Annotated in this window: 18 protein-coding genes and 2 tRNA genes; 10 read left to right on the forward strand and 10 right to left on the reverse strand. The window is 67.8% G+C overall.

All coding sequences use genetic code 11. The features are described 5' to 3' along the window. Positions 1 to 99 precede the first annotated feature (99 nt). From EV659_RS11860 to EV659_RS11870, 3 genes are all read right to left on the reverse strand, one after another. Entirely contained in the window at positions 100 to 690 is a 591-nt protein-coding gene (locus EV659_RS11860) for a DUF2497 domain-containing protein (RefSeq protein ID WP_132709105.1), read from the reverse strand. A gap of 169 nt (positions 691 to 859) precedes the next feature. Next, positions 860 to 2,281, reverse strand: a complete 1,422-nt coding sequence (locus EV659_RS11865; protein ID WP_165878873.1) for a TolC family outer membrane protein — start codon at positions 2,279 to 2,281, stop codon at positions 860 to 862. Positions 2,282 to 2,542: 261 nt separating this feature from the next. Beyond that, a complete protein-coding gene (locus EV659_RS11870) occupies positions 2,543 to 3,196 on the reverse strand; it encodes a protein-L-isoaspartate O-methyltransferase family protein (RefSeq protein WP_132709107.1) in 654 nt (217 codons plus the stop codon). Positions 3,197 to 3,369: 173 nt separating this feature from the next. Between EV659_RS11870 and EV659_RS11875 the strand changes: the two genes are divergently transcribed. Together EV659_RS11875 and fghA are read left to right on the forward strand one after the other, a co-directional pair. Further along, entirely contained in the window at positions 3,370 to 4,479 is a 1,110-nt protein-coding gene (locus EV659_RS11875) for an S-(hydroxymethyl)glutathione dehydrogenase/class III alcohol dehydrogenase (protein ID WP_132709108.1), read from the forward strand. A 5-nt stretch (positions 4,480 to 4,484) separates the two neighbouring features. Continuing rightward, positions 4,485 to 5,327 (forward strand): S-formylglutathione hydrolase, encoded by an 843-nt coding sequence (fghA, locus tag EV659_RS11880; protein WP_420877608.1) that lies wholly within the window; start codon positions 4,485 to 4,487, stop codon positions 5,325 to 5,327. 69 nt (positions 5,328 to 5,396) lie between these two features. On the opposite strand, the gene EV659_RS11885 is transcribed toward fghA, so the two are convergent. Both EV659_RS11885 and EV659_RS11890 read right to left on the reverse strand, forming a co-directional pair. Beyond that, positions 5,397 to 8,009 (reverse strand): TonB-dependent receptor plug domain-containing protein, encoded by a 2,613-nt coding sequence (locus tag EV659_RS11885; RefSeq protein ID WP_132709110.1) that lies wholly within the window; start codon positions 8,007 to 8,009, stop codon positions 5,397 to 5,399. Between the two features lie 167 nt (positions 8,010 to 8,176). Then, the gene (locus EV659_RS11890) at positions 8,177 to 10,780 is read right to left on the reverse strand and encodes a TonB-dependent receptor plug domain-containing protein (protein WP_132709111.1); all 2,604 of its coding nucleotides are present in this window, start codon (positions 10,778 to 10,780) and stop codon (positions 8,177 to 8,179) included. A gap of 840 nt (positions 10,781 to 11,620) precedes the next feature. Here EV659_RS11890 and EV659_RS11895 point away from each other — a divergent pair. The 4 genes from EV659_RS11895 to EV659_RS11910 are packed head-to-tail and all read left to right on the forward strand — an operon-like array spanning position 11,621 to position 14,638. Then, the gene (locus tag EV659_RS11895; protein WP_165878874.1) at positions 11,621 to 12,637 is read left to right on the forward strand and encodes a cytochrome-c peroxidase; all 1,017 of its coding nucleotides are present in this window, start codon (positions 11,621 to 11,623) and stop codon (positions 12,635 to 12,637) included. Between the two features lie 11 nt (positions 12,638 to 12,648). Beyond that, positions 12,649 to 13,314, forward strand: coding sequence for a MotA/TolQ/ExbB proton channel family protein (locus EV659_RS11900; protein WP_132709113.1), 666 nt, complete (start codon positions 12,649 to 12,651; stop codon positions 13,312 to 13,314). Further along, positions 13,311 to 13,811 (forward strand): ExbD/TolR family protein, encoded by a 501-nt coding sequence (locus tag EV659_RS11905; protein ID WP_132709114.1) that lies wholly within the window; start codon positions 13,311 to 13,313, stop codon positions 13,809 to 13,811. Before EV659_RS11900 ends, EV659_RS11905 begins: the two co-directional genes overlap by 4 nt. Then, positions 13,808 to 14,638: an energy transducer TonB gene (locus tag EV659_RS11910; protein WP_132709115.1), complete on the forward strand. Its 831-nt coding sequence runs from the start codon at positions 13,808 to 13,810 to the stop codon at positions 14,636 to 14,638. Before EV659_RS11905 ends, EV659_RS11910 begins: the two co-directional genes overlap by 4 nt. 33 nt (positions 14,639 to 14,671) lie before the next feature. Here EV659_RS11910 and EV659_RS11915 read toward each other — a convergent pair whose 3' ends face one another. Continuing rightward, positions 14,672 to 15,625: a helix-turn-helix domain-containing protein gene (locus tag EV659_RS11915; protein WP_132709116.1), complete on the reverse strand. Its 954-nt coding sequence runs from the start codon at positions 15,623 to 15,625 to the stop codon at positions 14,672 to 14,674. A gap of 299 nt (positions 15,626 to 15,924) precedes the next feature. On the opposite strand from EV659_RS11915, the gene EV659_RS11920 reads away from it, so the two are divergent. From EV659_RS11920 to EV659_RS11935, 4 genes are all read left to right on the forward strand, one after another. Next, a complete protein-coding gene (locus EV659_RS11920) occupies positions 15,925 to 18,177 on the forward strand; it encodes a TonB-dependent receptor (protein WP_200287885.1) in 2,253 nt (750 codons plus the stop codon). A 198-nt stretch (positions 18,178 to 18,375) separates the two neighbouring features. Continuing rightward, a complete protein-coding gene (locus EV659_RS11925; RefSeq protein WP_200287887.1) occupies positions 18,376 to 19,032 on the forward strand; it encodes a protein-S-isoprenylcysteine O-methyltransferase in 657 nt (218 codons plus the stop codon). Between the two features lie 139 nt (positions 19,033 to 19,171). Further along, a tRNA-Cys gene (locus tag EV659_RS11930) sits at positions 19,172 to 19,245 on the forward strand. 84 nt (positions 19,246 to 19,329) lie between these two features. Further along, on the forward strand, positions 19,330 to 19,740 hold the full coding sequence (locus EV659_RS11935; protein WP_132709118.1) for a Rieske (2Fe-2S) protein: 411 nt from the start codon (positions 19,330 to 19,332) through the stop codon (positions 19,738 to 19,740). A 230-nt stretch (positions 19,741 to 19,970) separates the two neighbouring features. On the opposite strand, the gene EV659_RS11940 is transcribed toward EV659_RS11935, so the two are convergent. The 4 genes from EV659_RS11940 to EV659_RS11955 all read right to left on the reverse strand — a co-directional run bounded on the left by EV659_RS11940 (position 19,971) and on the right by EV659_RS11955 (position 24,970). Beyond that, a complete protein-coding gene (locus EV659_RS11940; protein WP_200287939.1) occupies positions 19,971 to 22,982 on the reverse strand; it encodes a WD40/YVTN/BNR-like repeat-containing protein in 3,012 nt (1,003 codons plus the stop codon). Positions 22,983 to 23,282: 300 nt separating this feature from the next. Then, a tRNA-Arg gene (locus EV659_RS11945) sits at positions 23,283 to 23,359 on the reverse strand. Positions 23,360 to 23,473: 114 nt separating this feature from the next. Beyond that, the gene (locus EV659_RS11950; protein WP_132709120.1) at positions 23,474 to 23,752 is read right to left on the reverse strand and encodes an ETC complex I subunit; all 279 of its coding nucleotides are present in this window, start codon (positions 23,750 to 23,752) and stop codon (positions 23,474 to 23,476) included. A 171-nt stretch (positions 23,753 to 23,923) separates the two neighbouring features. Continuing rightward, positions 23,924 to 24,970: an Ldh family oxidoreductase gene (locus EV659_RS11955; protein WP_132709121.1), complete on the reverse strand. Its 1,047-nt coding sequence runs from the start codon at positions 24,968 to 24,970 to the stop codon at positions 23,924 to 23,926. Between the last annotated feature and the right edge of the window lie 149 nt (positions 24,971 to 25,119).

Raw genomic sequence — 25,119 nt, forward strand, 5'->3', positions numbered from 1 at the left:
GCAGCCCGAGGAGGCCACAAGCCGCGGTCAACGGGAGACCAGCGGGACGGCCTGCGAAGGTCGCCCGGGGGGCGCGCGCGGACCGACGCCGGCGCTTGTTCAGCGGCGATTGCGGATGCGGCGCACCTCGCGTTCGACCACGTCCTCGACGATGGCCGGCAGGTTCTGGTCCAGCCATTCCTTGAGCATCGGCCGCAGCATCGACCGCACCACCCCTTCGAGCGTGCCATCGCTTTGCGACGAATGGATGGGCATGTCGCCGGCCAGTTGGTCGAAGAAGGTATGTGCGCGCTCGGCGGTCGCCGAAGAGACCAGGGCGTCGTCGTCGACCGCTGCCGGGTCGGGCGCCGGTGGTTCGGGCGCTTGCGGTTCCGCGACCGGCGGTTCCGGAGCGGGCGCCGGTTCGGGCTCGGCGGTCATGTCCGGGGTCAGGTCGAACACGTCGGCGACGGGTTCAGGCTCTGGTTCAGGCTCTGGCGGCGGTGCGAAAACCTCCGGCTCGGGCTCCACGGCCGCCACCGGCTCCGGTTCCGGTTCTGGCGCCGGTTCTGGCGCCGGTTCTGGCGCCGGCTGCGGCGCAGCCGCCGGCGGCTCGGTCTTCTCAGACTCTTCATCTTCGGAAATGATCCGCCGAATGGAGGCGAGGATTTCCTCCATGGTCGGTTCTTTTTCTGTCTGAACGTCGTCCATCCCGGCGCCTTTGGTGGCGAGTCCCGATCGCGTAAAGCGAACTCGCAGCGTTCCACTATTTTTTCACTAACCAACGTCCACGTTGGTGTCAATCGCCTGGGCAACGATCGTGAAGTCCGACCCGTAAAAATTGAATGAAGGGCCAGACTTCACTTGTCATTCTCTCGGGTCAATCGTTCGCACGACCGTCGGTCACGCCGAAGCCATAGTGCTTCCACTTAACGCGCCGGTAATTATAGGTCGGATCGTAATATTCCACGTTCAGTTCCATCTCGCGCGCGTTCAACAGCCCGACGGCCCGCAACAGCGCGAAAGCGGCGGCAAACTGGTCGCGCTCGGCCCGCACCAGTTCAACCCGGCTGTTGAGCAATTCCTGCTCGGCGTCGAGCACGTCGAGCGTGGTGCGCGAGCCCACAGCGGCTTCCTGGCGCACGCCTTCGAGGGCGATTTCGTTGGCGCTGACCTGGCTGGAGGTCGATTCGATGGACGCCCGCGCGGCGCGGAACTGTTCCCAGGCCGAGCGCACATCGGCATAAACCTGCCGGTTGGCTTCGGCGATCTGCATCAGCCGCTGGCTGCGGGTCTGCTTGGCGCGTCGGATTTCCGACGACACCGCGCCGCCCTGATAGAGCGGGATGTTGATCTGCGCCGAAGCGGCCAGCCGGTCGGTACTCTGGGTGAACGGACCGAACGCCCCCACGTTGCGCGACACCGACCCGCGCAGGTCTATCTGCGGCAACAACTGGCCCTTGTTCTCTTCCACCTGGAATTTGGCGGCCTGTTCGTTGGCGCGCGCGGCCAGGATCGCCGGGTTCATCTCCGTGCCCATCTCCCGCGCGGTGTCCAGGTCGGCGGGCAGTTCGGGCAGGTCGGCCGGCTTGTCGAGCGTGCCGGGATAGTTGCCGACCACGCGCTCATAGGTGGCGCGGCTGGTTTCCAGCGTGCCCTGGGCCTGAATGCGCGCCGAGATTGCGCCGGCAAGCCGCGCCTCGGACTGCGCCACGTCGGTGCGGGTGATCTCGCCGACCCGGAACCGGTCCTGGCTGGCTTCCAATTGCCGGCGCAGCACCTTGACCTGATTGTCGTTGAGCGACAGCACCGCCTGGTCGCGGACCACGTCCATGAACACGGTGGCGGCTTCCTGGAGCACCTGCTGTTCGGTCTGCAACAACTGCGCGCGCCCGGCCTCGACCTCGGCCTCGGCGCGGCTACGGGCGTTGAAGTTGGCAAAGCCGCGGAACACCGGCTGGTTGATCTGGCCGGAATAGGTCCGGTCGTCGGAGTTGATGATCGACGATTGCGGACTGCCCGGCTGCACGCTTTCGATGCGTGACTGACCGACGCTCATCTGGCCCGAGATGGTGGGGCGCCAGTTGGAGTTGGCGCGGGCCACGTTTTCGTCAACCGCGCGAAGCTGCGCCCGCTGCGCCTCGAGCGTGGGGTTGGAGGTATAGGCGGTCGCCAGCGCCTCGCGCAGCGTGACCGCCTGGGCCGGACCGGCCATCAGACCGGCAGTGGGCACCAGAACCGCTGCTGACCACAACAGACGGCGCAGGGGTTGTCGAATGAACGGCATTCGAGTGGATAGCATTTCGGGTCGCTCCCTGTCGTAACGCATATTTATTTGCTGCGAGGGAGCCACGAGACCGGGTGATCGACAATGCACCAATCACACGACCGCACCGCGCCGGTGCAGCTTACCCCCACAAACACTGTTTTCAACAGCCAGACCAAGATGACACGCGCGGCCTGCGGCTGTCTAACACTCATACGCTTCTATCAAGCAAGCAAAACAACACGGGCAATGCCTGCGCGTTCCGGCCGCGCGAGCGCTGCCAAAGCCCTTTTGCAATCAAAATTCGAACGCCGGCGCCGCCTCGAACCCAGGCAGAACCGGCGTGTAGGCGTCGAACAGGTCGCGCCCGCCCCAGACCCGGTCGGTCTTGCGCACGATGTGGGCGCGGCTGGTCCCTTTATGCTTGCGCACGCAGACCAGACGTCCGCCATCGGCCAATTGGGCAATCAGCCCGCCGGGGTCGACCTCCACCGCACCGTTGAGGAAAATCACGTCGAATGGCGCCTGGTCGGGCGCACCGTGGGGCAAAGATGCCTGGATCACCGCCGCATTGTCCACGCCCAAAGCCGCCAGCTTGCTTTCCGCCGACTTGGCCAGATCGGGGTCGCTTTCCACCGCCAGCACCGATTCCGCCAGCCGCGCCAGAACCGCCGTCGAATAGCCGGTGCCGCAGCCCACGTCGAGCACGGTGTCGCCGCTCCCGATGCCGGCTTCGAGCGCCAGACGCGCGAACACCATCGGCTCCATCAGATAGCGATCGGTGGCGATCGGCAGGTCTTCGTCCACATAGGCGACGCCGCGATAGGCGGCGGGGACGAATTTTTCGCGCGGGATGGCCTTGATCGCGTCCAGCGTGCGATCGTCATTGACCCGATTGACCTTCAATTGTCCGGCGATCATGGCCAAACGGTGGGCGTCGGATGCAGTCATCGGATTACGCCTTCAACAGGGGGCGGTGCGCGCTCGATTGCGCCCTTATAGGCAAGCGAGCCGCGCGGTGCAACGCCTGCCTGCGCGACCGACCGTCTAGGCAAAGCCGGTCACACATGCCACATGAGCGGTTCGACCGTCCCGATCCGCAACAAGACAAAGGGCAAAAGGCGATGGATGTCAAAGCCGCAATCGCGTTCGAGGCCGGCCAGCCGTTGGTGGTCGACCAGGTGCAACTGGACGGCCCCAAGGCCGGCGAGGTGCTGGTGGAGATCAAGGCCACCGGCATCTGTCACACCGACCAATACACCCTGTCGGGCGCCGACCCCGAGGGCCTGTTCCCGGCGATCCTGGGCCATGAGGGCGCGGGCGTCGTGGTCGACACCGGGCCCGGGGTGACCAGCGTCGAACCCGGCGACCATGTGATCCCGCTTTACACGCCCGAATGCCGGGAATGCGACTACTGCCTGAACCCGAAGACCAATCTGTGCCAGTCGATCCGCGCCACCCAGGGCCAGGGGCTGATGCCCGACGGCACCTCGCGATTTTCCTACAAGGGCCGGCCGATCCACCACTATATGGGCACGTCGACCTTCGCCAATTACACCGTGCTGCCCGAAATTGCGGTCGCCAAGGTGCGCAAGGACGCGCCGTTCGACAAGATCTGCTACATCGGCTGCGGCGTCACCACCGGCGTCGGCGCGGTGATGTTCACCGCCAAGGTGGAGCCCAACAGCCGCTGCGTGGTGTTCGGCCTGGGCGGCATCGGGCTCAACGTGATCCAGGCGCTGCGCATGGTGGGCGCACGCCAGATCGTCGGCGTCGATCTCAACCCCAACAAGCGCGCCATGGCCGAACGCTTCGGCATGACCGATTTCGTCAACCCCGCCGAGGTCGAGGGCGACCTGGTCGGCCATCTGGTCGAATTGACCCATGGCGGCGCCGACTATTCGTTCGAGTGCATCGGCAAGGTGGAGACCATGCGCCAGGCGCTCGAATGCGCGCACAAGGGCTGGGGCGAAAGCGTCATCATCGGCGTCGCCGGCGCCGGCGAGGAAATCGCCACCCGGCCGTTCCAACTGGTCACCGGGCGGACCTGGAAGGGCTCGGCGTTCGGCGGCGCGCGCGGCCGCACCGACGTGCCCAAGATCGTCGACCTTTATATGGAAGGCCGGCTGCACATCGACGAGATGATCACCCGGACCCTGGCGCTCGACGACATCAACGAGGGCTTCGAGTTGATGCGCCGGGGCGAAGGCATTCGCAGCGTGGTGACATTCTGATGGCCCTGACCCAGATTGCCGCAGCCAAATGCTTCGGCGGCCAGCAATTGGTCTGTGAGCATGACAGCGACGCCTGCGGCGTGACCATGCGCTTCGGGCTCTATCTGCCGCCCCAGGCCGAGCATGGCCCGTGCCCGGCGATCACCTGGCTGTCGGGGCTGACCTGCACCGAGCAGAACTTCATCACCAAGGCCGGCGCGCAACGCGCGGCGGCCGAGTTGGGGGTGATCCTGGTCGCGCCCGACACCAGCCCGCGCGGGCCGAACGTCGCCGACGCACCCGACGGCGCCTACGACCTGGGGCTCGGCGCCGGCTTCTATGTGAACGCCACCGCCCAGCCCTATGCCGCGCACTATCATATGGAGCGCTATGTGGCCGAAGAACTGCCCATGGTGCTGGCCGCCCACTTCCCCCTAGACCGCCGACGCCACGGGCTGTCGGGCCATTCCATGGGCGGCCACGGCGCGCTGACCCTGCACCTGAAGTATCCCGACATCTTCCGATCGGTGTCGGCGTTCGCGCCGATCGTGGCGCCGGCGCAGGTGCCGTGGGGGCAGAAGGCGTTCAGCGCCTATCTGGGCCGCGACCCCGAGGTTTGGGCCGACCACGACGCCACCGCCCTGGTGACCCGCCAGCCCACCGACGCGGCGATCCTGATCGACCAGGGCAGCGACGACCCGTTCCTGACCGAGCAATTGCGCCCCGACCTGTTCGCCGCGGCGTGCGAGGCGGCGGGCCAGTCGCTGACCCTGCGCCACCAGCCGGGCTACGACCATTCCTACTATTTCGTCGCCAGCTTCATCGACGACCATCTGCGCCACCATCTGGCGGCCTGGCAGCGGCGATAACCGACGCTTGGGCCAGGCGGTGCGACCCGCCTGGCCCAAGCGCAACGAGCCGGCCCGCGACCGGTCTCCCTAGAAGTCGTAGCGCAGGCCCAACCAGACGGTGCGGCCTTCCTGATAGCCGGTGAACGAGCCGAACGAGGTCTGCGGTTTGATGTTGAACAGATTGCCGATGCGCGCCTGAATGCCCACATCGTGGCGCCCGGCCAGCGTCAGCGTGTAGGTCAGGTTCAGGTCGACCCGCACCGAGGCATCGCGCTCGGCGAGTTCATAGACGCGGTAGCGTACCCCGTCCACTTCCGTGGAGCGCCGGGCGTCGCGCGCGATGGTCTGCGAGCCCACATAGGACAGCCACAAGGCGCTTTCCAGCCGCTCGCCGAACCAATGCGATTGCAGGCCCACATTGGCGGTCACCGGGTCGGCATAATTGGCCCGGTTGAAGCGGTCCTGCAATTGCGCCAGGGTCAGCAACTCGCCCTCGAAGAACACCGGCGTGGTCTGGAAGTCCTCGGGGTCGAGGGTGTCGAAGGCCGAGCCCAGTTCGGCGGAATTGTTGCGCGTCTTGCTCCAGTTGGCGTTCATGGTCAGGGTGTGGTTGCGCCACGACCCGGCCCATTCCGCCGACAGCCCCAAAAACCGCGTCTCACCCCGGTTGGTGGCCTGCTGCCACATGTCGAAGCTGGTGCCGCCGTCGGGGTCGGTGATGATCTCGTAATCGCGCGGCGCCGAGACGATCTGGTCGTCATACCAACGCCGGACCGCCTTGAGGCGCCCCAGCCCGCCGAACAGCGGGAAGTTGAACGCGCCGGTCACCTCGTCGCTATAGGGGGTGTCGAGCCCCGCACCGCGAAAATCGGTGGTGTTGAGCACCCGATACAAGGACCAATCGTCGGGGCTGAACACCAATTGGCCGTTCTCTTCGCGGCCGGCGCGGGTGTAGATCTCGGTGTTGGGATTGGCCGCGCGCACCGCATAGCCGATGAAATTGCCCTCATAGTAGCGGTTGAGACCGGTGGTCAGGCTGACCTCGTCGGTGATCGACCAGGCCGCACTCAGGCGCGGCGCGATATTGTGGTTGCCCAGAAAATCCTCGTAGGAATAGCGCAGACCCGCGCGCACCTCGACCGGCCCGAACTCTTGGCGCTGTTCGATCCAGGCCGATTGGCGGAACACATCAATGTCGGCCTCGAAGGCGGCGTTGACATTGTAGCGGGTCAGGCCGATCTCGCCGTCGATGCACGCCGGGTCGTTGGGGTCGGCGCACACCGTGGCCGGATTGAAGGCGCCGCGGCTGTAGCTGAGCGATGTCTCGGGCCGCGCCTTGTAGGCCGAGATATAGAGCGTTTCGATGCCGGCGGTGAAGGTGCCGCCGAACGCCGGCCGGCTCATGTCGGCGAGCAGGCTCCAATCCTTCTGGATCTGGTCGATGTCGCCGAAACCACCGGTCGAACAGCTCGACAAGGTGCAAAAGTCGATACTCGGCGCGGTCGAATCCCAACTGAACGAATTGGTCGGCGCGGTGCGGCCCATATTGGCGCGCACGAACGAGGTCTGCACGTGCCAGTCGGTGCGCCCGGACACCCCGTCCAGCTCCAGCTTCGAGGTCAGTCCGCCGCCCTTGGTGACCACCATGTCGTCGGCCATGTTGTCGCGGGTGAACTCCTGTTCATAAGGGCTGTAGATCACCGTCGCGGCGAGCTTCAGGTCGGGCGAGATGTCATAGGCGCCCTTGACCAGAAACTGGTCCGACCGGGACTGGTTTTGCCGACTGGCGCCGTTGAAGTAGAAGTCGGCGTAGCGATAGCGCACGTCCGAGCGGTTGGTGGAAAAGGCGGTCAGCAGCGCAAAATCCTCGGTGACCGGGATGTCGAGCGTGCCTTCGACCCGCCAGCGATTGAAATTGGGCGTCGGGTCGAAGGCATCCTCGCCGGCGTCTTTGTTGCGAATGTATTTGACCAAGCTATCGTTCTGATACTCGACCGTGGCGCTGGCGCCCCACTCGCCCGACGGATCGCGCAATTTGGCCTCGACCACGCCGCCCGAGAAATCGCCATAGCGGGCCGAGACATTGCTGTCGCGCACCTCCAGGCTCTCGATCAGTTCGGGGCTCAGAAAGATCGTCTGGCCACGCGCGCCGGCGGTGCTGTCGGCGGCGGCGGGGTTGTTCTCGGTGATGTCGAAGATGTTGTTCACGCCGACGCCGTCGAGGCGGAAATTATTGCTGTCGATCAGGCCGCCCGAAATCGAGATCTCGGACGGGCGCAGGTCCTGGATGTTCTCGGGGTCGGCCGAGCGGTCGCCCACGTCGAAGCGCACATTGGGCAGGAAGCGCAGAAGCTGGTTGGCGTCGCCGAGGCCGGGGTCGAACGCTTCGATGGCGTCCTTGCCGATCACCGCCGCGCCGCTGTCCAGCGGGTCGGGATTGCCATAGGCCGGCAGCGGCGCCAGGTGGTCGACCACGTCCACCGTGCCCAGATCCACCGAGTCCGAGCGATCATCGACCGCCGCGTCTGCCGCCCCCCCCTTAGCGCCCTTCGGCCGCGTTTGCCGCTCCCCCTTTTGGTCTTTTCCGATCGCCTCGGCGCCCGACTGCTTGCCCGCCGGCTCACCCGCCGCCTGTACTGCCGCATAAGCCGGCGACGCCGCCAAAACCACCATCATGGACAGGGTAGAAACTACCGTCATCGAAACCCCCTTGGTTACCAAATTCTTCTCGCTGATAATGAAAGTCACTCGCACTTACAACAAAACAGGGCGAGCATGCCCGGCGTACTCCAATCAACCCTGCCGCGCACCGGTGCAATGAATCGCGAAACCGAGGCAATGCGTGAAGATGGGCCGCTCCGCCCGCGTCAGAAGTCGTAGCTAACACCGAGCCAGACGCTGCGGCCCTCTTGATACGCGCGGTTCAGAAGCACATTGGTTTGCGGTTTGATGTTGAACAGATTGCCGATGCGCGCCTCGACCCCCACATCATGGGCGCCAGCGATGGTCAGCGTGTAGGTGAGGTTCAGGTCGACCCGTACCGACGCATCGCGCCGGGCCACCTCGAAAATGCGATAGCGCGTGCCATCCACCTCGATCCGGTCGTATGTCTGTTCGAGAATTTGCTGCGAGCCCACATAAGACAGCCACAAGGCACTTTCCAACCGCTCGGCGAACCAGTGGGATTGCAGGCCGATGTTCGCGGTCACCGGGTCAGCATAGTTCTGGCGACCGAAACGCTGTTTCAGTACCGGCACAGAGACGATATCGCCCTCGAAATAGACCAATGTCTGCTGCAACGCCTCGGGGTCCAACTCCTCGAACGGCGTGCCTAATTCCGCAGCGTTGTTTCGGGTTTGGGACCAATTGGCGTTCATGGTCAGGGTGTGATTGCGCCACGATCCTGCCCATTCCGCCGACAGGCCCAGAAAACGCGTCTCCCCGGCATTGGTGGCATAAACCGTCTGACGCAGGAAGGTGGAGCCATCGAGATTGGTGTCCTCGACGAACTCTCGGGGGGTACCGGTAATCTGGTCCTGATACCAACGCCTGACCGCCTTGAGCCGCCCCACCCCGCCGAGCAACGGAAAGTTGAAGGCGCCGGTCACCTCGTCGCTGTAGGGGGTTCGCAGATCCTCGGTTTGGCGGAACCCTAAAAAGCCGATCGGGAAGGTCAATTCCCAATCGTCTGGGCTGAACGCGAGGCTGTCGCCGTCGACGCGCGGGCTACGCCCGAACAAGCCACTATCGGGGTGCTCAGCACGCACCGCATAGCCGATAAAATTGCCTTCATAATAGCGGTTGAGACCGGTGGTCAGGCTGACCTCGTCGGTGATCGACCAAACGGCGCTCAAACGCGGTGCAATGTTGTGGTTGTCCAGAAAATCCTCATAGGAGTAGCGCAAACCCGCGCGCACCTCGACCGGCCCGAACGCCTGACGCTGCTCGACCCAAGCGACCTGACGAAACACCTCCACATCCGCCTCGAAAGCCGGATTGATGGTGTATGTATCCAAGCCGATCTCGCCGTCGATGCACGCCGGGTCGTCCGCGTCCAAACAAACGGTGTTAGGATTGTAAGCACCGCCGCGAAAACTGAACGAATCCTCCCTGCGCGCCTTGAACGCCGAAGTGTAGAGCGTCTCGACGCCCGCGCTGAAGGTGCCGCCGAAAGCGGGACGGCTCATATCCGCCTGCAGGTTCCAGTCGCGCTGAGTCTGGTCGATATCGCCGAAGCCGCCTTGCAGACAGGTGTCGCTACCGCAGAAATCGATGCTCGGCGCGCGGGCATCCCATAAAAACGAGTTAAGCGGCGCCTCACGCCCCATGTCGGCACCCACATAAGACGCCTGGACCCGCCAATCGGTGCGACCGCTTCGCGCCGCCAGTTCAAGTTTAGACGTGATCCCGCCACCCTGGGTGGTGATGCGACTGAACGCCATATCGTTGCGAGTACTCTCTTGCTCATAGGGGCTATAGATCACCGTGCCCCGCAAGATCATGTCGGAACTGATCTCATAGCGCCCTTTGACCAAAAACTGGTCCGAACGCGACTGGTTGGTCTCGGCGGCACCGCCGAAATAGTCCTCATCATAGTAGTATCGGACCCGTGCGCGGTTGGTGGAAAACGCCGTCAAAACCGAAAACCGCTCAGAAACCGGAATATCCAGCGTTCCCTCGACCCGCCAGCGGGTAAAAATCGGCGGCAAGGCAGCGCTCTCGCGGTCTACGTCGTCGTTGATCAGATAGTCGACCAGGGTCTCGTTCTGGAATTCGGCCGTGGCACTGGCGCCCCACTCGCCCGACGGATCGCGCAATCCCGCGTCGACCACCCCGCCAGTAAATTCTCCATAGCGGGCCGAAACGTTGCTGTCGCGCACCTCCAGGCTGTCGAGCAGACCAGGACTGAGAAACACGGTCTGTCCACGTGCCCCGATGGTCTGGTCGGTTTGGCCGGGAGTCGTGTTCGTAATGTCGAACACATTGTTCACGCCGATCCCGTCGAGGCGGAAATTGTTGTTGTAAATCTGACCGCCCGAAATCGAAATCTCGGACGGCCGCAAGTCCTGGATGTTGTCCGGATCGGCCGACCGGTCGTTGCGGTTGAAGCGCACATTGGGCAGGAAGCGCAAAAGCTGGTTGGCGTCGCCGAGGCCGGGGTCGAACGCTTCGATGGCGTCCTTGCCGATCACCGCCGCGCCGCTGTCCAGCGGGTCGGGATTGCCATAGGCCGGCAGCGGCGCCAGGTGGTCGACCACGTCCACCGTGCCCAGATCCACCGCCGCCCCCCCGTCGGTCGCCTGCGAAGCCTGGGGCGACTGGTCGTCCGCCGGCCGCCCAGCCTCCGATTGCTCGCCGCCCTGCTGGGCCTCGGCCGCTGAAGCGCTGCCCGACTGGGCGTTCGCCGGCTGTTGCGGCACCCCCGCGGCCGCCAACGCCACCAAAAGAGAAACAGAAGAAACCACGGTCATCGAAACCCCCTTGTTTACCACAGCACAGCACTTGTTAGTGCGAGTCACTTGCACTTACAACAGAAGGAGGCAAGAAGGGTTTGGGGCTGTTGCTCGCTAAGCAGGCAATGATAAAGCCAGTTGCAGGGGCGAGCGCCGACCACCGGGGTCAAAATCGGGCAAACCGGGCAAGAAGGCCCCTCTTTTCCGTTGGTGATGCGGTCGGATCGCAAGCGCAGACGGCACCCTCTCCCCTCGGGGCCGATCGCCCGTGTCGATGCAAGGGGCCTTTCGCCTCTTCGTCCGTCGTAAGCCAAGCACAACAAAGCGATTCAATCGCCGCCGGTCCTTGGGCGCGTTCCCCAAGCCGGCCCGCACCTCAACCGCCGGCGCCCCTGGCTTGCCGCACCGCCTTGCGTCGGCTCACCCTGAAGGCGCAGTAAGCCAAAGCCGGTCAGGCAGGCGCTGCATTTTCAGGCCGGGTGGCAACTGTGAGCGGGCAACCGCCCTGAGCCACCACGTACCCGAAAGCCGCCCCGAACAGCGTTCCCCCTTTAGCGCACAACCGGCCAGACCCTGGTGAAAGACGGGCCGGGCTCGATGCGCTACTAAATCCGCGATGCCCGAAGTCACTTGCAATTCACTCCTAGTTGCTTAGGGTGCCGGCAGATCGACTGGGCTTGAAAGGTGACCTGCGTGGTTTTGTATCGTCTTGTCTTGGCTTTGGTTTTCGCGGTCGCAGCGTGTGGGGAGCCACGCCCCGCCCCAGACGCCTCCGCGTCCATCGCTCCCGATGCCGGTACCGACTCCAGTGCGCGCGCTCTGGGCTGCGGACGCCAGGTCTGCGCGCCGGGGGCGGCCTTGCGCGACGCTTATGAAGGCGCGCCGGAGACCTGGCCCGCGGCCCAGATCGACGCCGATGTGGCCTATGACGAACTGGCCGCCCTGCCTCGCCCCGAACGCGGCGGCGACGAAGCCGACAGCGCCGCCCTGGTGGCGCTGGGCGAGGCGTTGTTCCACGAACCGGCCCTCAGCCGGTCGGGCCAGATCAGTTGCGCGTCGTGCCACAACCCGGAACTGGCGTTCACCGACCGGGTGCGCACCGCCTTCGGCCACGACCGCCAGCGCGGGCGGCGCAACACGCCGACCGTGCTCGACAAGGCCGGCCAGCCGCATTTCATGTGGGACGGCTCGGCCGCCAGCCTGGAAGCCCAAGCCGCCGGGCCGATCACCAATCCGGTCGAAATGGCCGCCGAGCCCGACCGCTTAGTCGCCCGGCTGGCCGCACGGCCGGCCTGGCGCGCCCGCTTCGCCACCGCCTTCGAGGCCGAGGCCCCGACGGACGCCGGGGCGCGCCAACCGGTGCGCTTCGAGCGGGTGACCGCAGCGCTCGCCGCCTATCAGCGCAGCCTCCACCGGCCGACCGCCTTCGACCGGTTCATGGCCGGCGAACACGACCGGCTCGACGACCAGCAGATCTTCGGGCTGCACCTGTTCCGCACCAAGGCGCGCTGCGCCAACTGCCACATGGGCGCGCGGCTGACCGACGACCGCTTCCACAATCTGGGCCTGCACTATTACGGCCGCGCCTACGAAGACCATGGCCGCTATGGCGTCACCGGGCGACCGGCGGACATGGGCGCCTTCCGCACGCCAAGCCTGCGCCATGTGGGCGACACCGCGCCTTACATGCACAACGGCCTGTTCCCGACTCTGGTCGGCGTCGTCAATCTCTACAACGCCGGCGGCGCGCACCCCTCGCCGCGCGCCGACCAGGCCCAAGACCCGCTGTTTCCCGCCACCAGCGACCGCCTGCGCCCACTCGATCTCAGCCGCCAGGAGGTCGAGGCGCTGGCGGCGTTCCTCGACGCGCTTTGAGGAGGTTCGTCATGGCATCCCTGCTCGCGTCCCCGATGTTCTGGAGCACCCTGCCGCTCGCCCTGTGTTCGGTGGTCGCCGCGGCGTTGATCGCCGACCGGCTGATCGCCATGGCGCGCACCGGCCGGCTTGACGCCGCCACCCGCCAGCGCATCGACCGAGCCCTCGACGACGGCGCGCCGGGCCGGGCGCTCGACGCGCTGACCGCCGAGCGGCCGTTCTTCGCCCGGTCCGCCCACACGCTGGCGCACATGGCCGCCGCGCCCAAGGCGCTGCGCGACGAGGCGACCAGCGTGGCGCTGGGCGAAGACCTGGCCCGGCTCACCCGGCGGCGCAGCGGCCTGGTGACGCTGGCCGCGCTGGCGCCGATGCTGGGGCTTCTGGGCACCGTGGTCGGCATGATGGAGGCGTTCCGCGCGCTCGAAGCGCTCGACGGCCCGGTCGAACCGGCGGTGGTCGCCGGCGGCCTGTGGCAGGCGCTGATCACCACCGGCATCGGCCTGTCGATCGCGGTGCCGTGCCTGCTGGTCAGCGCCTGGGTCCGGTCCTGGGCCGGGGCCCAAGGGGCCGCTGCTGCTGCGCTGCTGACCCGCGTCTCGATCGCCCTCGAAGCCCGCGAATTGCGCGTCGACCAGCCGGCCGACCGGCCGGTGGCAGCCCCGGGAGGCCGGCCATGATCGGCCCCGGAGCCACCGGCTCACGCGCGCCCGGCCCGCTGGCCGGGCTGAGCGACGCCGAAGCCGACGAGACCGGCGGCAACGCGCTGATGCCGCTCGTCGACGTGGTGTTCATGCTGGTGGTGTTTTTGCTGCTGACCGCCAATGCGGTGTCCTATGCGCTGAAGGTGGACACGCCCGAAGCCGCCGGCGCCCAAGCCCACGAAGCCCGCGAGACGGTGGTTCTGACCGCCCCCCATGGCGGCCGGGGTTGGCAGGTGGACGGCGCCGCCCACGCCACGGCCCAAGCCGCCCGGCGCGCGGTGGTGCAAGCGCTCGACGCCCGGCCGGACGCGGTGCTGGTGGTCGCCGCAGCCGCCGACAGCTCGGCCCAGGACCTGATCGACGCGCTGGAGATGGCGCGCCAGGCCGGCGCCCGGTCGGTCGACGTGGCGGCCCGGCCCCTTGGCCAGGCAGCAGCGCCCGGACAGTCCGCACAACAAGGAGCACAGCCATGACCCGCTGGCGCGGTTTTCCGCTGCTGTTGGGCGCCTCGGCGCTGGTCCACGCGGCTGCGGCCGCCGCCTTCACCGCGCAATGGGCGCCGCCCCCCAAAACCGTCGCCCCGGCGCATCTGCATATCGCGCTGGGCTCGGCCGGGGCGACGGCGGGCGGCCCGGCGACCGTCGAGCCGAGCGCCGCGCCGGTCAAGGCCAGCCAACCCACGCCCACCCCCACCGAGTCGCGCCGGACCGCCGAGGCAAGGCCCGAACCGCTGCCGGCCGCCGACGGCCCGTTGCCGGCGGCCAAGCCGGTGCCCGATCCCCAGACCGACCCCGCCCCTGAGACCGAGCCGGCCGAAGCGACGCCCGAGACGCCCCCGGAGCGGCAGGAGACCGAGGCCCCGGACGAGCCGGTCGAGCGCGCCCAGACCGAGCGCCGGACGCTGGCCAGCGCGGCGTCGGTGCGGGGCAATGCCGGGCTGAGCGGCACCGAGCGCGTCAGCGACCAACCCGACACCGAGGGCGAGACCGACCGGGCCGGCGCCCAAACCCTGGCCGCCGACCATGACGCGCGGGTGCTGGCCCGGTTCAGCGCCGCCAAGCGCTACCCCGCCGCTGCCCGGCTGCGCGGCCAGGAGGGCACGGTGGCGGTGCGCTTCACCCTCGACCGCGCCGGTAGGGTGCTGGCAGCGGAGTTGGCCGGGGCGTCCGGCCGGCGCACGCTCGACAAGGCGGCGCTGGACCAGGTGCACCGCGCCGCCCCCTATCCCGCAGCCCCCGAGGGCAGCCGCTGGCACCGGCGCACCTATGTGTCGAGCGTCGCCTTCCACCTGAACCGCTGACCGGGCGCGGCGGGGCGTGCACCGCACACCGGCTTATCCGCGCCGGGCGTGGCGCCAATGGCTCGGCGGGCAGCCGTAGCGGCGGCGAAACGCGGCGGCGAACTTGGCCGGGTTGGCATAACCCACCGCCGCCGCCGTGGCGGTCACCGGCTCGCCGGCCAATAACAAGTCCTGCGCGCGCGCCATGCGCCGGTCGGTGAGATAGGCGAACGGCGTGCGCCCGGTGGCCTGGGCGAACGCCTTGGTGAACGCGCTGGCGTCCATGCGCGCCATTGCCGCCATCTCGGCCACGGCCACACCGTCGCCGAGGCGCGCCTCGATCAGGTCGAGCACCCGGGCCAGACGCTGGCCGCGCAACCGCCCGACCCGGCCGCAGGCGCACCCGCCCGACGGCGGGTCGAGAGCGGCCAGGCGCCCCAGCACCAACGCCAGCCCATGGTCGAAAAACGCTCCCGACGCACCATGGTCGTCGGCGGTGCGCATCATCGCGGTGATCACCGACGCCACCGCCGGGTCCTGGGTCAGCCGTGCGGCGGCCGCCGCCAGATCGTCGGGGCCGAGCGCCGGCCGGTCGTCGGGCCAGCGAAAGCGCGCCAGGTCCACCGCCAGGCCGATCATGGTCACCGGCGAGGTGGTGGCCCAGCCCGACTGGCCCGCCGGGTTGACCGCCAGCGCGCCCACAGCCCAGGGCAGACACAGCCGGGTGTCGCCGTCGCAATGGGCATAGCGCGCCGGGCGGCCCACATTGAGCGCCAGCTTGGTCAAGCCGCTGGCGTCGACGAAACCGTCGAAGGCGCCAAAACGACTTTCGACCATCAACACCGCCCCATCGGGGGCAGCCACCAAGCGCGTGCCCGCGCCATACCGGCCAAGCGCCCGCGCCAAAGCGGCGCCATCGCCCGAGCCGGCCGCGCCCTCGCACCGCCCGCCACCGCCTGCGTCCCCGCCGGCCGCCGCCTTGGCGCCCGCACCGCGCTCATCGTTCATCTACGCCCCCTTGCCCGGCAACCGACCACGCCAGGGCGCCCGCGCGCCGGACCGGATGCCCCGTCGACCGCCCCTGGCCACCCGACCGGGCCGACCGGGGCAACCGGGGCGATCCGCCGCTAGGGGCCCCGGCAATTTGCACCGGTTTCGGAGTGGAAACCTCAATTAACACCTGTTTTGGAGTGGTTGACACGGATCGCGGGGCCTATCAAGGCGCAATTGAAACTCGATTGCAATTAAACGGTGCCGCTGTCCGCCACCCGGCGGCGGCCACCCCATGACAGGTAAGCCGTTCGATCATGATGCTTGATTTCTTGCGCCGCACCGGCCCCGCCCTATTGCTCTGCCCGGCCCTGACCCTGGCCCCAACCCTGGCCGCCGACGCCGCCCAGGCGGCGCCGCCCGCCGGCCCAGAAACCGGCATACAGGCGGACACAAAGCCCGGGCCCGACAGCGGCCCGATTGAGAACATCGTCGTCACCGGCACCAAGCGCGACACCAGCGTCCACGACGCGCCCATGGGTGTCACGGTGCTCGACGCGCTGACGATCCAGGACGCGCGGCTGCGCGATTTTCGCCGGCTCGACGACCTGGTGCCGAACGTCAAGTTCAACGAAACCGGTCAGATGAGCAGCATCTTCATCTCGATCCGCGGTGTCGAATCGAACCCGTTCGTGGTCAACCGCGCGGCCGTTTATATCGACGGCATCCCGTTTCGCGAGTTGAACAACGCGGTGCTGAACCAGGTCGACAGCATCGAGGTGCTGCGCGGCCCGCAGGGCACGCTCTATGGCGCCAACAGCGAGTCCGGGCTGGTCATCGTGCGCACCCGCGCGCCCGGCGACGAGACCACCGGCACGCTGCGGCTGACCGGCACGGCCTACAGCGCCGGCTTCGGCATCGAAGGCGACGGCTTCATCGCCGGGCCGATGGTCGAGGACGTACTGAGCGGCTCGCTGTCGTTCAAGGTCGGCCGCGAGGACGCCTATATGCGCAACAAGGCGTCGTCGATCGGCCGCGAGGGGCTGCTGCGCGAAGCGTTCGTGCAAGGCCGCGTGCGCTTTACCCCCACCGACCGGCTGACCGTGGACGCCACCGGCTATCTGATCGACCTGAAGGCGCCGGGGCTGTTCAGCCAGGAATATGTGGCACTCGACATCGACCGCTATAACGCCCTTTACGCCGACAGCCTCAACGGCGGCCAGCACATGTCCCGCTTCACCATGCTGCACGACGCGCCCAAGCGCAGCACCGAACGCGAGATCGTCGCCGGGCTCAACGCCACCTACGCGCTCGACTATGGCCAGATCGACACGGCGGTGTCGTATCGTCACCTGGAGACCGACAATCGCGGGCTCGATTTCGACAGCACCGCAGCCGCCTTCGTCGCCGGCTCGGAGGCCAAGAACGAGCGCTATTGGAACGCCGAAATCCGCTTCACCTCGCCCGAGCACGACCGCGGCGACTATATCGTCGGCGTGTCGCTTTATGACGAGTATGAGGACCGCTATCTGGCCACCCTGCTCGGCCCCGGCGGGCTCGACGATTATGTGGCCGCGCCGACCCAGAAGGGCGACGGGCGCGACTATGCGGTGTTCGCGTCCGGGCGCTACCGGCCCGGCTTCCTGCCCGACCTGACCATCGGCGCCGGCATCCGCTACGACCGGGCCAAGCGCGGCACGGTGCAGACGCCGGGCGAATTGGACATGGGCGGCGGCACCGTCATCGTCTATCCCGAAGCGGTGCTGAGCGAGACCTTCGACGCGGTGCTGCCCAAGGGCTCGATCAGCTATGCCATCGGCGACGCCTGGTCGGTGTATGCCTCGGGCGCCAAGGGCTATATCCCCGGCGGCTTCAACCTGGCCGCGGTCCAGGACGGTTTCACCGACCCCAATGCGCTGCGCTACGGTGCCGAGAGCCTGTGGAGCCGCGAGGTCGGCGCCAAGTGGCGCTCACCCGACCGGACGCTGCGCTTCTCGGGCGCCTTGTTCTACATCACCTCGGACAATTGGCAGGAATTGCAGGTCGCCACCGACGACCAGGGCCGGCCGATCTCCAGCGACTATATCGGCTCGTCGGCGTCGATCCGCAGCCAGGGCTTCGAGATCGAAGGCCATTGGGCGCCCACCGAGGCGCTGACCATCAACGGCCATCTGGGCTATGTGGACGCCGAGTATCGCGACCTGCAGGTGGACCCCGAGACCAATCTGCGCGGCCAGGCGGTCAAGTTCGTGCCCGCCTATGACGGTCTGTTGGCGGCGCGCTACCAATGGCCGGTGGGCGTGTTCGCCCGCGTCGAGGCGGTGTTCACCGGCGACATGCCGCTCGAAGCGCGCGGCGAAGGCGAACAGCCCGCGGTGGTGACGCTCGGCGCCCAACTGGGTCTGGAGCGGGCGTGGGGCAGCGTGCGCCTGTTCGCCGAGAACCTGACCAACCGCCGGCGCGCCAGCGGCCTGGCGCTGCGTAACCTGGCGTTCGGCAATGACGGCCTGTTCTACGCCCCGATCGAAGCCCCGCGCATCGTCGGCCTGGAACTCGAAGGCCGGTTCTGACCCGCCACTCAAAGCCGGGGCGAGCAGAGGCGACGGTCGCCGCCCTGCCCGCCCCGGCCTTGCGACCTGCTTGCGCCTTACTTGCGACTGCGTATCATGCGCATCAAGATGAGCCGCAGGCGTGAAGCCCCACCCCAAGCGAGTGCTCCCCCCATGACAACGAAACCAGCGACAACGAAACCGGCGGAAAAATCGAGCATGACCTCCTTGCAGGCGGTGACCATGGCGCTGCTCAGCGCCGGGTTGGTGGTGGCGGTGGTCTGGCGGTGGCAGACCATCGGCTGGCCGGGCCTGGTGTGGTTGGTCGGGTTCGTCGCCATGTGCGCGATCCGCAGGCCCTATGCGCGGCGGGTGCGCGGCAATCGGATCGTCCAGGCCCACAAGGATCTGGGCGAGCATGTGGTGTTGGGGGCCATGTTCGCGACCATGATGATCCTGCCGCTCGGCCATCTGGCCACCGGGCTCGGCGGTTTTGCCGATTATCCGCTGCCGGTGTGGGCGAGCGGCATCGGTGCGGCGCTGCAAATCCCGTTTTTGTGGCTGTTCTGGCGCGCCCACGCCGATCTGGGCCGTAACTGGAGCCCGAGCCTGGAGGTCCGCGAGGATCACGGCCTGGTCAGCGACGGCGTCTACGCGCGGGTCCGCCATCCCATGTACACGGCCATTGCCCTGTCCTGTCTGGCCCAGGCGCTCTTGATCCCCAACGCCATCGCCGGCGCGCTGGCGATCCCGGCGTTCGGGCTCTTGTGGGCGGTCCGGGTACCGAGGGAAGAGGCCATGCTGCGCCGCCAATTCGCCGGCGCCTACGACGCCTATGCCGCGCGCACCGGCGCGCTGTGGCCGCGCTGGCCCTGACGTGCTGCGGCAATCATTGGCAGAATCGGAACACAGCGAGGATTGACCCCTGCCCGCCGGCCAATCAGTAACGCGCCCCAAAAATGACCGTAACGCGCTTGACGGCGCGGATCAAAAAACCTAAGCATTGCGCTCTGTTGGCGCGGTGGCGGAGTGGTTACGCAGAGGACTGCAAATCCTTGTACACGGGTTCGAATCCCGTCCGCGCCTCCATCGCCTCCGATCCGCGCCAGACGGCCTGAGCCGTGCTCCGCTCAAGACCGCGGGTCCAGGGGCCAAGCCCCTCCCCACAGCGCCATGACCAGATCCCCCTCGCCAGCCCCCGACCCTGAGCCGCCCCAAGCGTCGGCCAATGATTTTGTCGTCGTGCTCGACGCCGACGCGCTCGGCGACCGGGAAAGCCGGGCGGTGTGGGTGCACGGACGCGCGGTGCTGATCTGCCGGGTCGGACGGCGCCATTTCGCGGTCGCCAATCGCTGCCCCCATGCCGGCCGGCCGCTGGCGGGCGGACGCCTGAGCCAGCGCCCGTTCGGCCGGCCGACGCTCGCCTGCCCGGTGCACGACGCCCGCTTCGACCTGACCACCGGCGCGGTGCGCAGCCGGCTGACCCAAAAGCGGCTTGAAACCTACCCCGTGCGCGTGGTCGACGGCCGCGTCGAGGTGGCGGTGCCGCCTGCCCATCCCGAGCCCATGGACGACGACGCCTGAGCCCGCGCCCCTGATCCCCGCTGCAGCCTGGGCCGCGCGCCGGGCTGCCGCCCGCCCTGTCAACTCGTCCGCCGATCAAGTCCCCCACTCCCGGCGCGCGCTCCCCTCGGTCGCCTAAGTCGGCCGCTGAAATCGGTCGCTGGCGCCCGCTGCCGCCCAGCGCCAAACGAAAACCCCCGCCCGGCGGTCGGCCGAGCGGGGGGATCGCGAACCGGCGCAGGCGCGCCGGATCAGTCGGCGGCAACCGCCGCGCGGATGTCGGCCAATTGCCCGGCCAGCTCGTCATAGCGCGCCGGCGCCTGATCGCCCGGCGCCTGATCGGCCCCGGCCAGCATGTAGTAGAGATAGCCGGTTTGGTCGATCAGCATGGGCTGCTGGTAGAAATTCTCGTCGTTGGTGACCAGCGCGTCGAGGGCTGCGGTCACCGTGGCGAGCCGGGCCGCACCCGCATCGTCCAAGTCGCCAGCGGCGCGCGCGGTCTCAAGCGCATCGCGCTCTTCGCCCAGGTCGTGGGCTAAGCGGCGCGCGTCGCTCAACAGGTCGCGAATGCGCAGCAGCAGATCCTCCTGCGCCGTCATCTGGTCGAGCGTGGTACCGCGCGCCAGCACCCGCGGATCGGCCTTGACCTCCAGCGGCTGGTGGAGCGTGGCATCACCGACGCTCAGGCGCAGCGTGTAGGTGCCCGGCGCCACCAGCGGGCCACCGCGATACCGGCGCTCGGGCTCCCCATCCCAGGCGCCGGCATGGGCGAGGTCCCAGCGGAAGCGGTTCATGCCCGCCTCGGAGGTCAGCCGCTCGGTGCCCAGATAGGTGACCGCCTCGGTGGCCATGTCGCGCTCGCCTTGCGGTCCGGGCGCCTCGGCGTCCGCCGCGCCAGCACCTTCATAGGCGGCGACCACCCGGCCCGCCGCGTCGTGCACGCTGAGCCGCACCGGCGTGCCGGCCAGGTCTTCGGGCAGATAATAGTCGATCACCGCAGCGGCGCGCGGATAGTCGGGCACGCCCGAGGCGTCGCCATAGCTCGACCGATAGCGATAGGTGGTCTTGGGCTGGAACAACAGCGCGGCGTCGTCGCGGCCCTCGAACGCGCGCTGTGCCAGCGTCGCCACATTGTCGAGGATCCAGAAGCCCCGGCCCATGGTCGAGACCACCAGGTCGCCGCGATGGCGCTTGATGTCGGTGACCGGGGTTACCGGCAGGTTCTGCTGGAACGGCGCCCAGCTGTCGCCATCGTCATGGGAGACGAACAGGCCGTATTCGGTGCCGGCATAGAGCAGCCCCGGCTTGAGCGGGTCTTCGCGCACCACGCGCACGGGGTAGTCGGCGGGGATGCCGTTGCGACCGTCGGTGAGCAGGGTCCAAGAGCGGCCATAGTTCTCGGTGCGCAGGACATAGGGCTTCCAGTCGTCAAGCTGGTAGCGCAGCACGGTCACATAGGCCTTGGCCGGATCGTGCGGCGACGGCTCGACGCTGTCGACCCGGCCGCCGCCGGGCACTTTGCCGGGCGTGACGTCGGCCCAGGTCTCGCCGCCGTCGCGGGTCACCTGCACCGGGCCGTCATTGGCGCCGACCCAGATCACCCCGGCGCGCACCGGCGACTCGCGCAGCGAATAGATGGTCGAGTAATTCTCCTCGCCGGTGATGTCGCGGGTGATCGGCTCGCCCGAGATCACCTGCTTGTCGGCCTCGAACGCGGTCAGGTCGGGCGAGATGGTCTCCCAGCTGCGGCCCTCGTCGGTGGTCCGGTGCACATATTGCGAGGCGTGATAGACCACGCCCGGATCGTGCGGCGACACATGGATCGGCGCCACGCGCTGGAACCGGTGGCGCAGGTCGGCGGGATTGTGGCCGTACATATAAGCCGCGCCGACCCAGTAGCTCTTTTCCTGGCCGGTGCGCTTGTCATAGACGCCGAAGCGGCCCTTGCAGTTCACATAGACGGTGTCGGGGTCGCCCGGCTTGGGCACCGCCGGGCCGGTCTCGCAGCCGCCGCTGTGCTGGATGTAGGCGGCCTTGTTCTGCACCGGCCACGGCGCCATCGACGGCACCGAGATGGTCGTGCCATTGTCCTGCTGGCCGCCATAGAGCCAATAGGGATACTGGTCGTCCACTTCCACCTGATAGACCTCGACGGTGGGCTGGTTGAACTGGGTCGACCAGGTCTTGCCGCCGTTGAAGGTGATGTTGGCGCCGCCGTCATTGGCCTGGATGAACAGGTCCGGGTTCGACGGGTCGATCCACATGTCGTGGCTGTCGGCGTGCGGCGGGGTCAGCCGCGCCCAGGTCTCGCCGCCGTCGGTGGACTTCCAATAGCGCGTCGCCATCACATAGACGGTGTCGGGGTCGGTCGGGTCCACGTCCACATTGGTGTAGTAGAAGGGCCGGTTGCGCAGCCCCTTGTGGCTCGACACCTGGGTGAAGCTTTCGCCCTGGTCGACCGACTTGTAGAGCCCGCCCTGCTCGCCCGGCGCCTCGACCAGGGCATAGACGATGCGGCTGTCGGCGGGGCTGAGCGCCAAGTCGACCTTGCCGATCAGGTCTTGCGGCAGGCCCTTGGTGATCTTGGTCCAGGTGGCGCCGCCGTCGACCGACTTCCAGATGCCGCCCTTGTCCGCCGACCCGCCCGAGCGGATCGTCCACGGCGTGCGCCGGGCTTCCCAGGCGCTGGCGAACACGATGTCGGGGTTCGATGGCAACAGCTCCACATCGGTGAAGCCGACGCTGTCGGAGCGGTAGAGCACCTTGTTCCAACTGCGCCCGCCGTCGGTGGTCTTGTAGACGCCGCGCTCCTCGCTGGCACCGAAGGCGTTGCCGATCGCCGCCACCCAGACCGTGTTGTGGTTGCGCGGGTCGATCTCCACCGCGCCGATATGGCCGGTTTTCTCAAGCCCGATGGCGGTCCAGCTCTGGCCGCCGTCGATGGACTTATAGACGCCCTTGCCGGCGATCACATTGCTGCGCAACCCGTCCGAGCCGGTGCCCACATAGACGATATTGGGGTCGCGCTCGGCCACCGCGATGTCGCCGATCGACGGCGAAGCGAAATAGCCGTCCGACACCGGCGCCCAGCTCTGGCCATAGTCGGTGGTCTTCCACACGCCGCCGCCCGAGGCGCCCAGATAGAAGGTGCCGGGTGCGGCCACGGTGCCGGCGACCGCGGTCACCCGGCCGCCGCGCGCCGGGCCGATATTGCGGTATTCGAAGCTGTCGAGCGTGTCGTCGCCGCGCGCGTCGAGCGGCACAATGGCCGTCGTTCCAGCAAGAAAAACGAGTAAACCGAAGATATTTTTCATCAAGACTCCCCGAGACACAGGACGACAGCCCGCAGACCTGAAAGATCAGACCCACCGGGCACGATGACATTATGTGTAGGTGTCCAGTCCAACAGGGCGCAATGTTTTTCCCCGGCCGCCGCCCAACATCGGCGACGGCTTAAGACCGGAGCGACCGCGCAAGCTCAGGGGCGCCCCCGCAAGGCAGGGGCCTTGCGACGGCGGCGGCCGCCATGACGGCTCACCGCCCAAAATGGCGAAAGAAGAGAATGGCGCGCCCGGCAGGACTTGAACCTGCAACCCCATGCTTAGAAGGCACGTGCTCTATCCAGTTGAGCTACGGGCGCCCTGAGCCCGACCGTTAGCCCAAGCCTGCGACAATGAAAAGACATTGTGCGGACCCGGGGGCGACAAACCTGCTGTCCGACAGCGGGCAGCCGGCGGTCGGGACGGCGCGGGCCTCAGCGGAAATTGTCGGCGTAGCTTTTGAGCACCTTGCGCCGCTGGTGATCGGGCAAGACCCGGGCAGCGATCTTATGGCGCTTGGCGTAGTCGAGTGCGTCTTCCTTGGTGTCGAATTCAAGCCGGATCTGCCGGCGCGTATCGGCTGATTGGGCCCAACCCATCAACGGATCGCGCCGCGTGCGATCCTGGCGCTCATACTCCAGAACCCAGTGCTTGGTCTTGGCCCGACCCGACTGCATGGCGGTCTTCGCAGGGCGATAGATGCGCGCGTCCATCCCGCTCTCCCGTGACTTGGCGTGACAGCATGTCCAGTGAGTAGATAGGCGCGCCGCCCCCTGCCTGGCAAGAGACCCCGGCCGCGACACGCCCCCGCCCCGCCAAACGCCCCAGCCGGGCGCCCGGACCCCAGCCGATCCAAGGCCCTCCCCCCAGTGCGAGCTTTCGCGCTAGCCAAGCCTCGACGCAGCACTCGACTGGGGCCGCCCGCCATGGGCCAGTGCCCGGATCTCGGCGTGCAGCGCGGCGGGCAGACGCAGTCCGTCGCGCGCCGCCGCCGCGCGGGCCGCCAAGCGCCGGGTGCCGGGCAGGCGCACATCGTCCTCCGCCGCCACGGTCGCGGCCAGCACGGCCATGCGCTCGGCGAACGCGTCGCCCGAAACCGCCGGCGCGTCGAACGCCAGGATCAGGTGACCAAGCCCGGGCGGCGCGCCTTCGGCCTCGAATAGGGACGACGCCTCGAAGCCGAAGCGCGCGCCGGTCAACGCCGCCGCCAGCACCTCGACCATCAGCGCCAGCGCCGCGCCCTTGGCCCCGCCCACCGGCAGCATGGAGCCGGCCAGCGCCGCCGTGGCGTCGGTGGTCGGCCGCCCTTGGGCGTCGAGCGCCCAGCCCTCGGGGATCGGTCGCCCCGCTTGCGCGGCGGCATTGACCTTGCCCCGCCCGGCGACCGACAGCGCCATGTCGATGACCAGCGGCGCGCCGTCGGTGGCCGGACAGGCAAAGGCGATCGGGTTGGTGCCCAGCCGCGGCAGACGCCCGCCGTGGAACGCCATCGCCTGGGGTGTATTGGACAGCGCCAGCGCCACCAAGCCCGCCTCGGCCAGCCGCTCCACATGGCGCCCGGCCTGGCCGAAATGGTGCGACCGGTGGATCGCGGCGGCGCCCAGACCGAAGCTCGGCACCATGTCCACCAAACAGTCGATCGCCACGTCGACGGCGGGATAGGCGAAGCCGCCGCCGGCGTCGATGCGCACCAGGGCGGCGGCCGGCTGGTCGACGCACGGCACGGCGTGGCCGTCCACCTTGCCGGTGCGCGCCTGGGCGGCGTAGCTCGGCACCCGGCTCAGGCCGTGACCGGCCTGGCCGTCGGCTTCGGCGGCGACCAGCGCAGCGGCGGTGGCGGCGGCTTGGGCGGCGCCCGTCCCGTTGGCGGTCAGGGCGTCGACAACCAGGGCATGGGCCGCGTCGAGAGACAGGCGGACGGTATCGGGCATCGGGCTACTCATGCGGACGGGGGGCGGGGCGGGCATGGGTTTCTGTCGCGACAATGGCGCCGCGACCCTCTTTTCATCAAGCCTAAAACAACTGCCGGGCTCAATGGATCAACCAAGCCCGGCGGTCGCGGAGACGGCCGCGCAACTGC

Source organism: Rhodothalassium salexigens DSM 2132 (assembly GCF_004341375.1).
Classification (GTDB): Bacteria; Pseudomonadota; Alphaproteobacteria; order Sphingomonadales; family Rhodothalassiaceae; genus Rhodothalassium; species Rhodothalassium salexigens.

Coding starts and splice junctions, on each gene's coding strand:
- EV659_RS11860 (WP_132709105.1), bottom strand. CDS start 690: ATGGACGACGTTCAGACAGAAAAAGAACCGACCATGGAGGAAATCCTC.
- EV659_RS11865 (WP_165878873.1), bottom strand. CDS start 2,281: ATGCTATCCACTCGAATGCCGTTCATTCGACAACCCCTGCGCCGTCTG.
- EV659_RS11870 (WP_132709107.1), bottom strand. CDS start 3,196: ATGACTGCATCCGACGCCCACCGTTTGGCCATGATCGCCGGACAATTG.
- EV659_RS11875 (WP_132709108.1), top strand. CDS start 3,370: ATGGATGTCAAAGCCGCAATCGCGTTCGAGGCCGGCCAGCCGTTGGTG.
- EV659_RS11885 (WP_132709110.1), bottom strand. CDS start 8,009: ATGACGGTAGTTTCTACCCTGTCCATGATGGTGGTTTTGGCGGCGTCG.
- EV659_RS11890 (WP_132709111.1), bottom strand. CDS start 10,780: ATGACCGTGGTTTCTTCTGTTTCTCTTTTGGTGGCGTTGGCGGCCGCG.
- EV659_RS11900 (WP_132709113.1), top strand. CDS start 12,649: ATGGCATCCCTGCTCGCGTCCCCGATGTTCTGGAGCACCCTGCCGCTC.
- EV659_RS11905 (WP_132709114.1), top strand. CDS start 13,311: ATGATCGGCCCCGGAGCCACCGGCTCACGCGCGCCCGGCCCGCTGGCC.
- EV659_RS11910 (WP_132709115.1), top strand. CDS start 13,808: ATGACCCGCTGGCGCGGTTTTCCGCTGCTGTTGGGCGCCTCGGCGCTG.
- EV659_RS11915 (WP_132709116.1), bottom strand. CDS start 15,625: ATGAACGATGAGCGCGGTGCGGGCGCCAAGGCGGCGGCCGGCGGGGAC.
- EV659_RS11920 (WP_200287885.1), top strand. CDS start 15,925: ATGATGCTTGATTTCTTGCGCCGCACCGGCCCCGCCCTATTGCTCTGC.
- EV659_RS11925 (WP_200287887.1), top strand. CDS start 18,376: ATGACCTCCTTGCAGGCGGTGACCATGGCGCTGCTCAGCGCCGGGTTG.
- EV659_RS11935 (WP_132709118.1), top strand. CDS start 19,330: ATGACCAGATCCCCCTCGCCAGCCCCCGACCCTGAGCCGCCCCAAGCG.
- EV659_RS11950 (WP_132709120.1), bottom strand. CDS start 23,752: ATGGACGCGCGCATCTATCGCCCTGCGAAGACCGCCATGCAGTCGGGT.
- EV659_RS11955 (WP_132709121.1), bottom strand. CDS start 24,970: ATGCCCGATACCGTCCGCCTGTCTCTCGACGCGGCCCATGCCCTGGTT.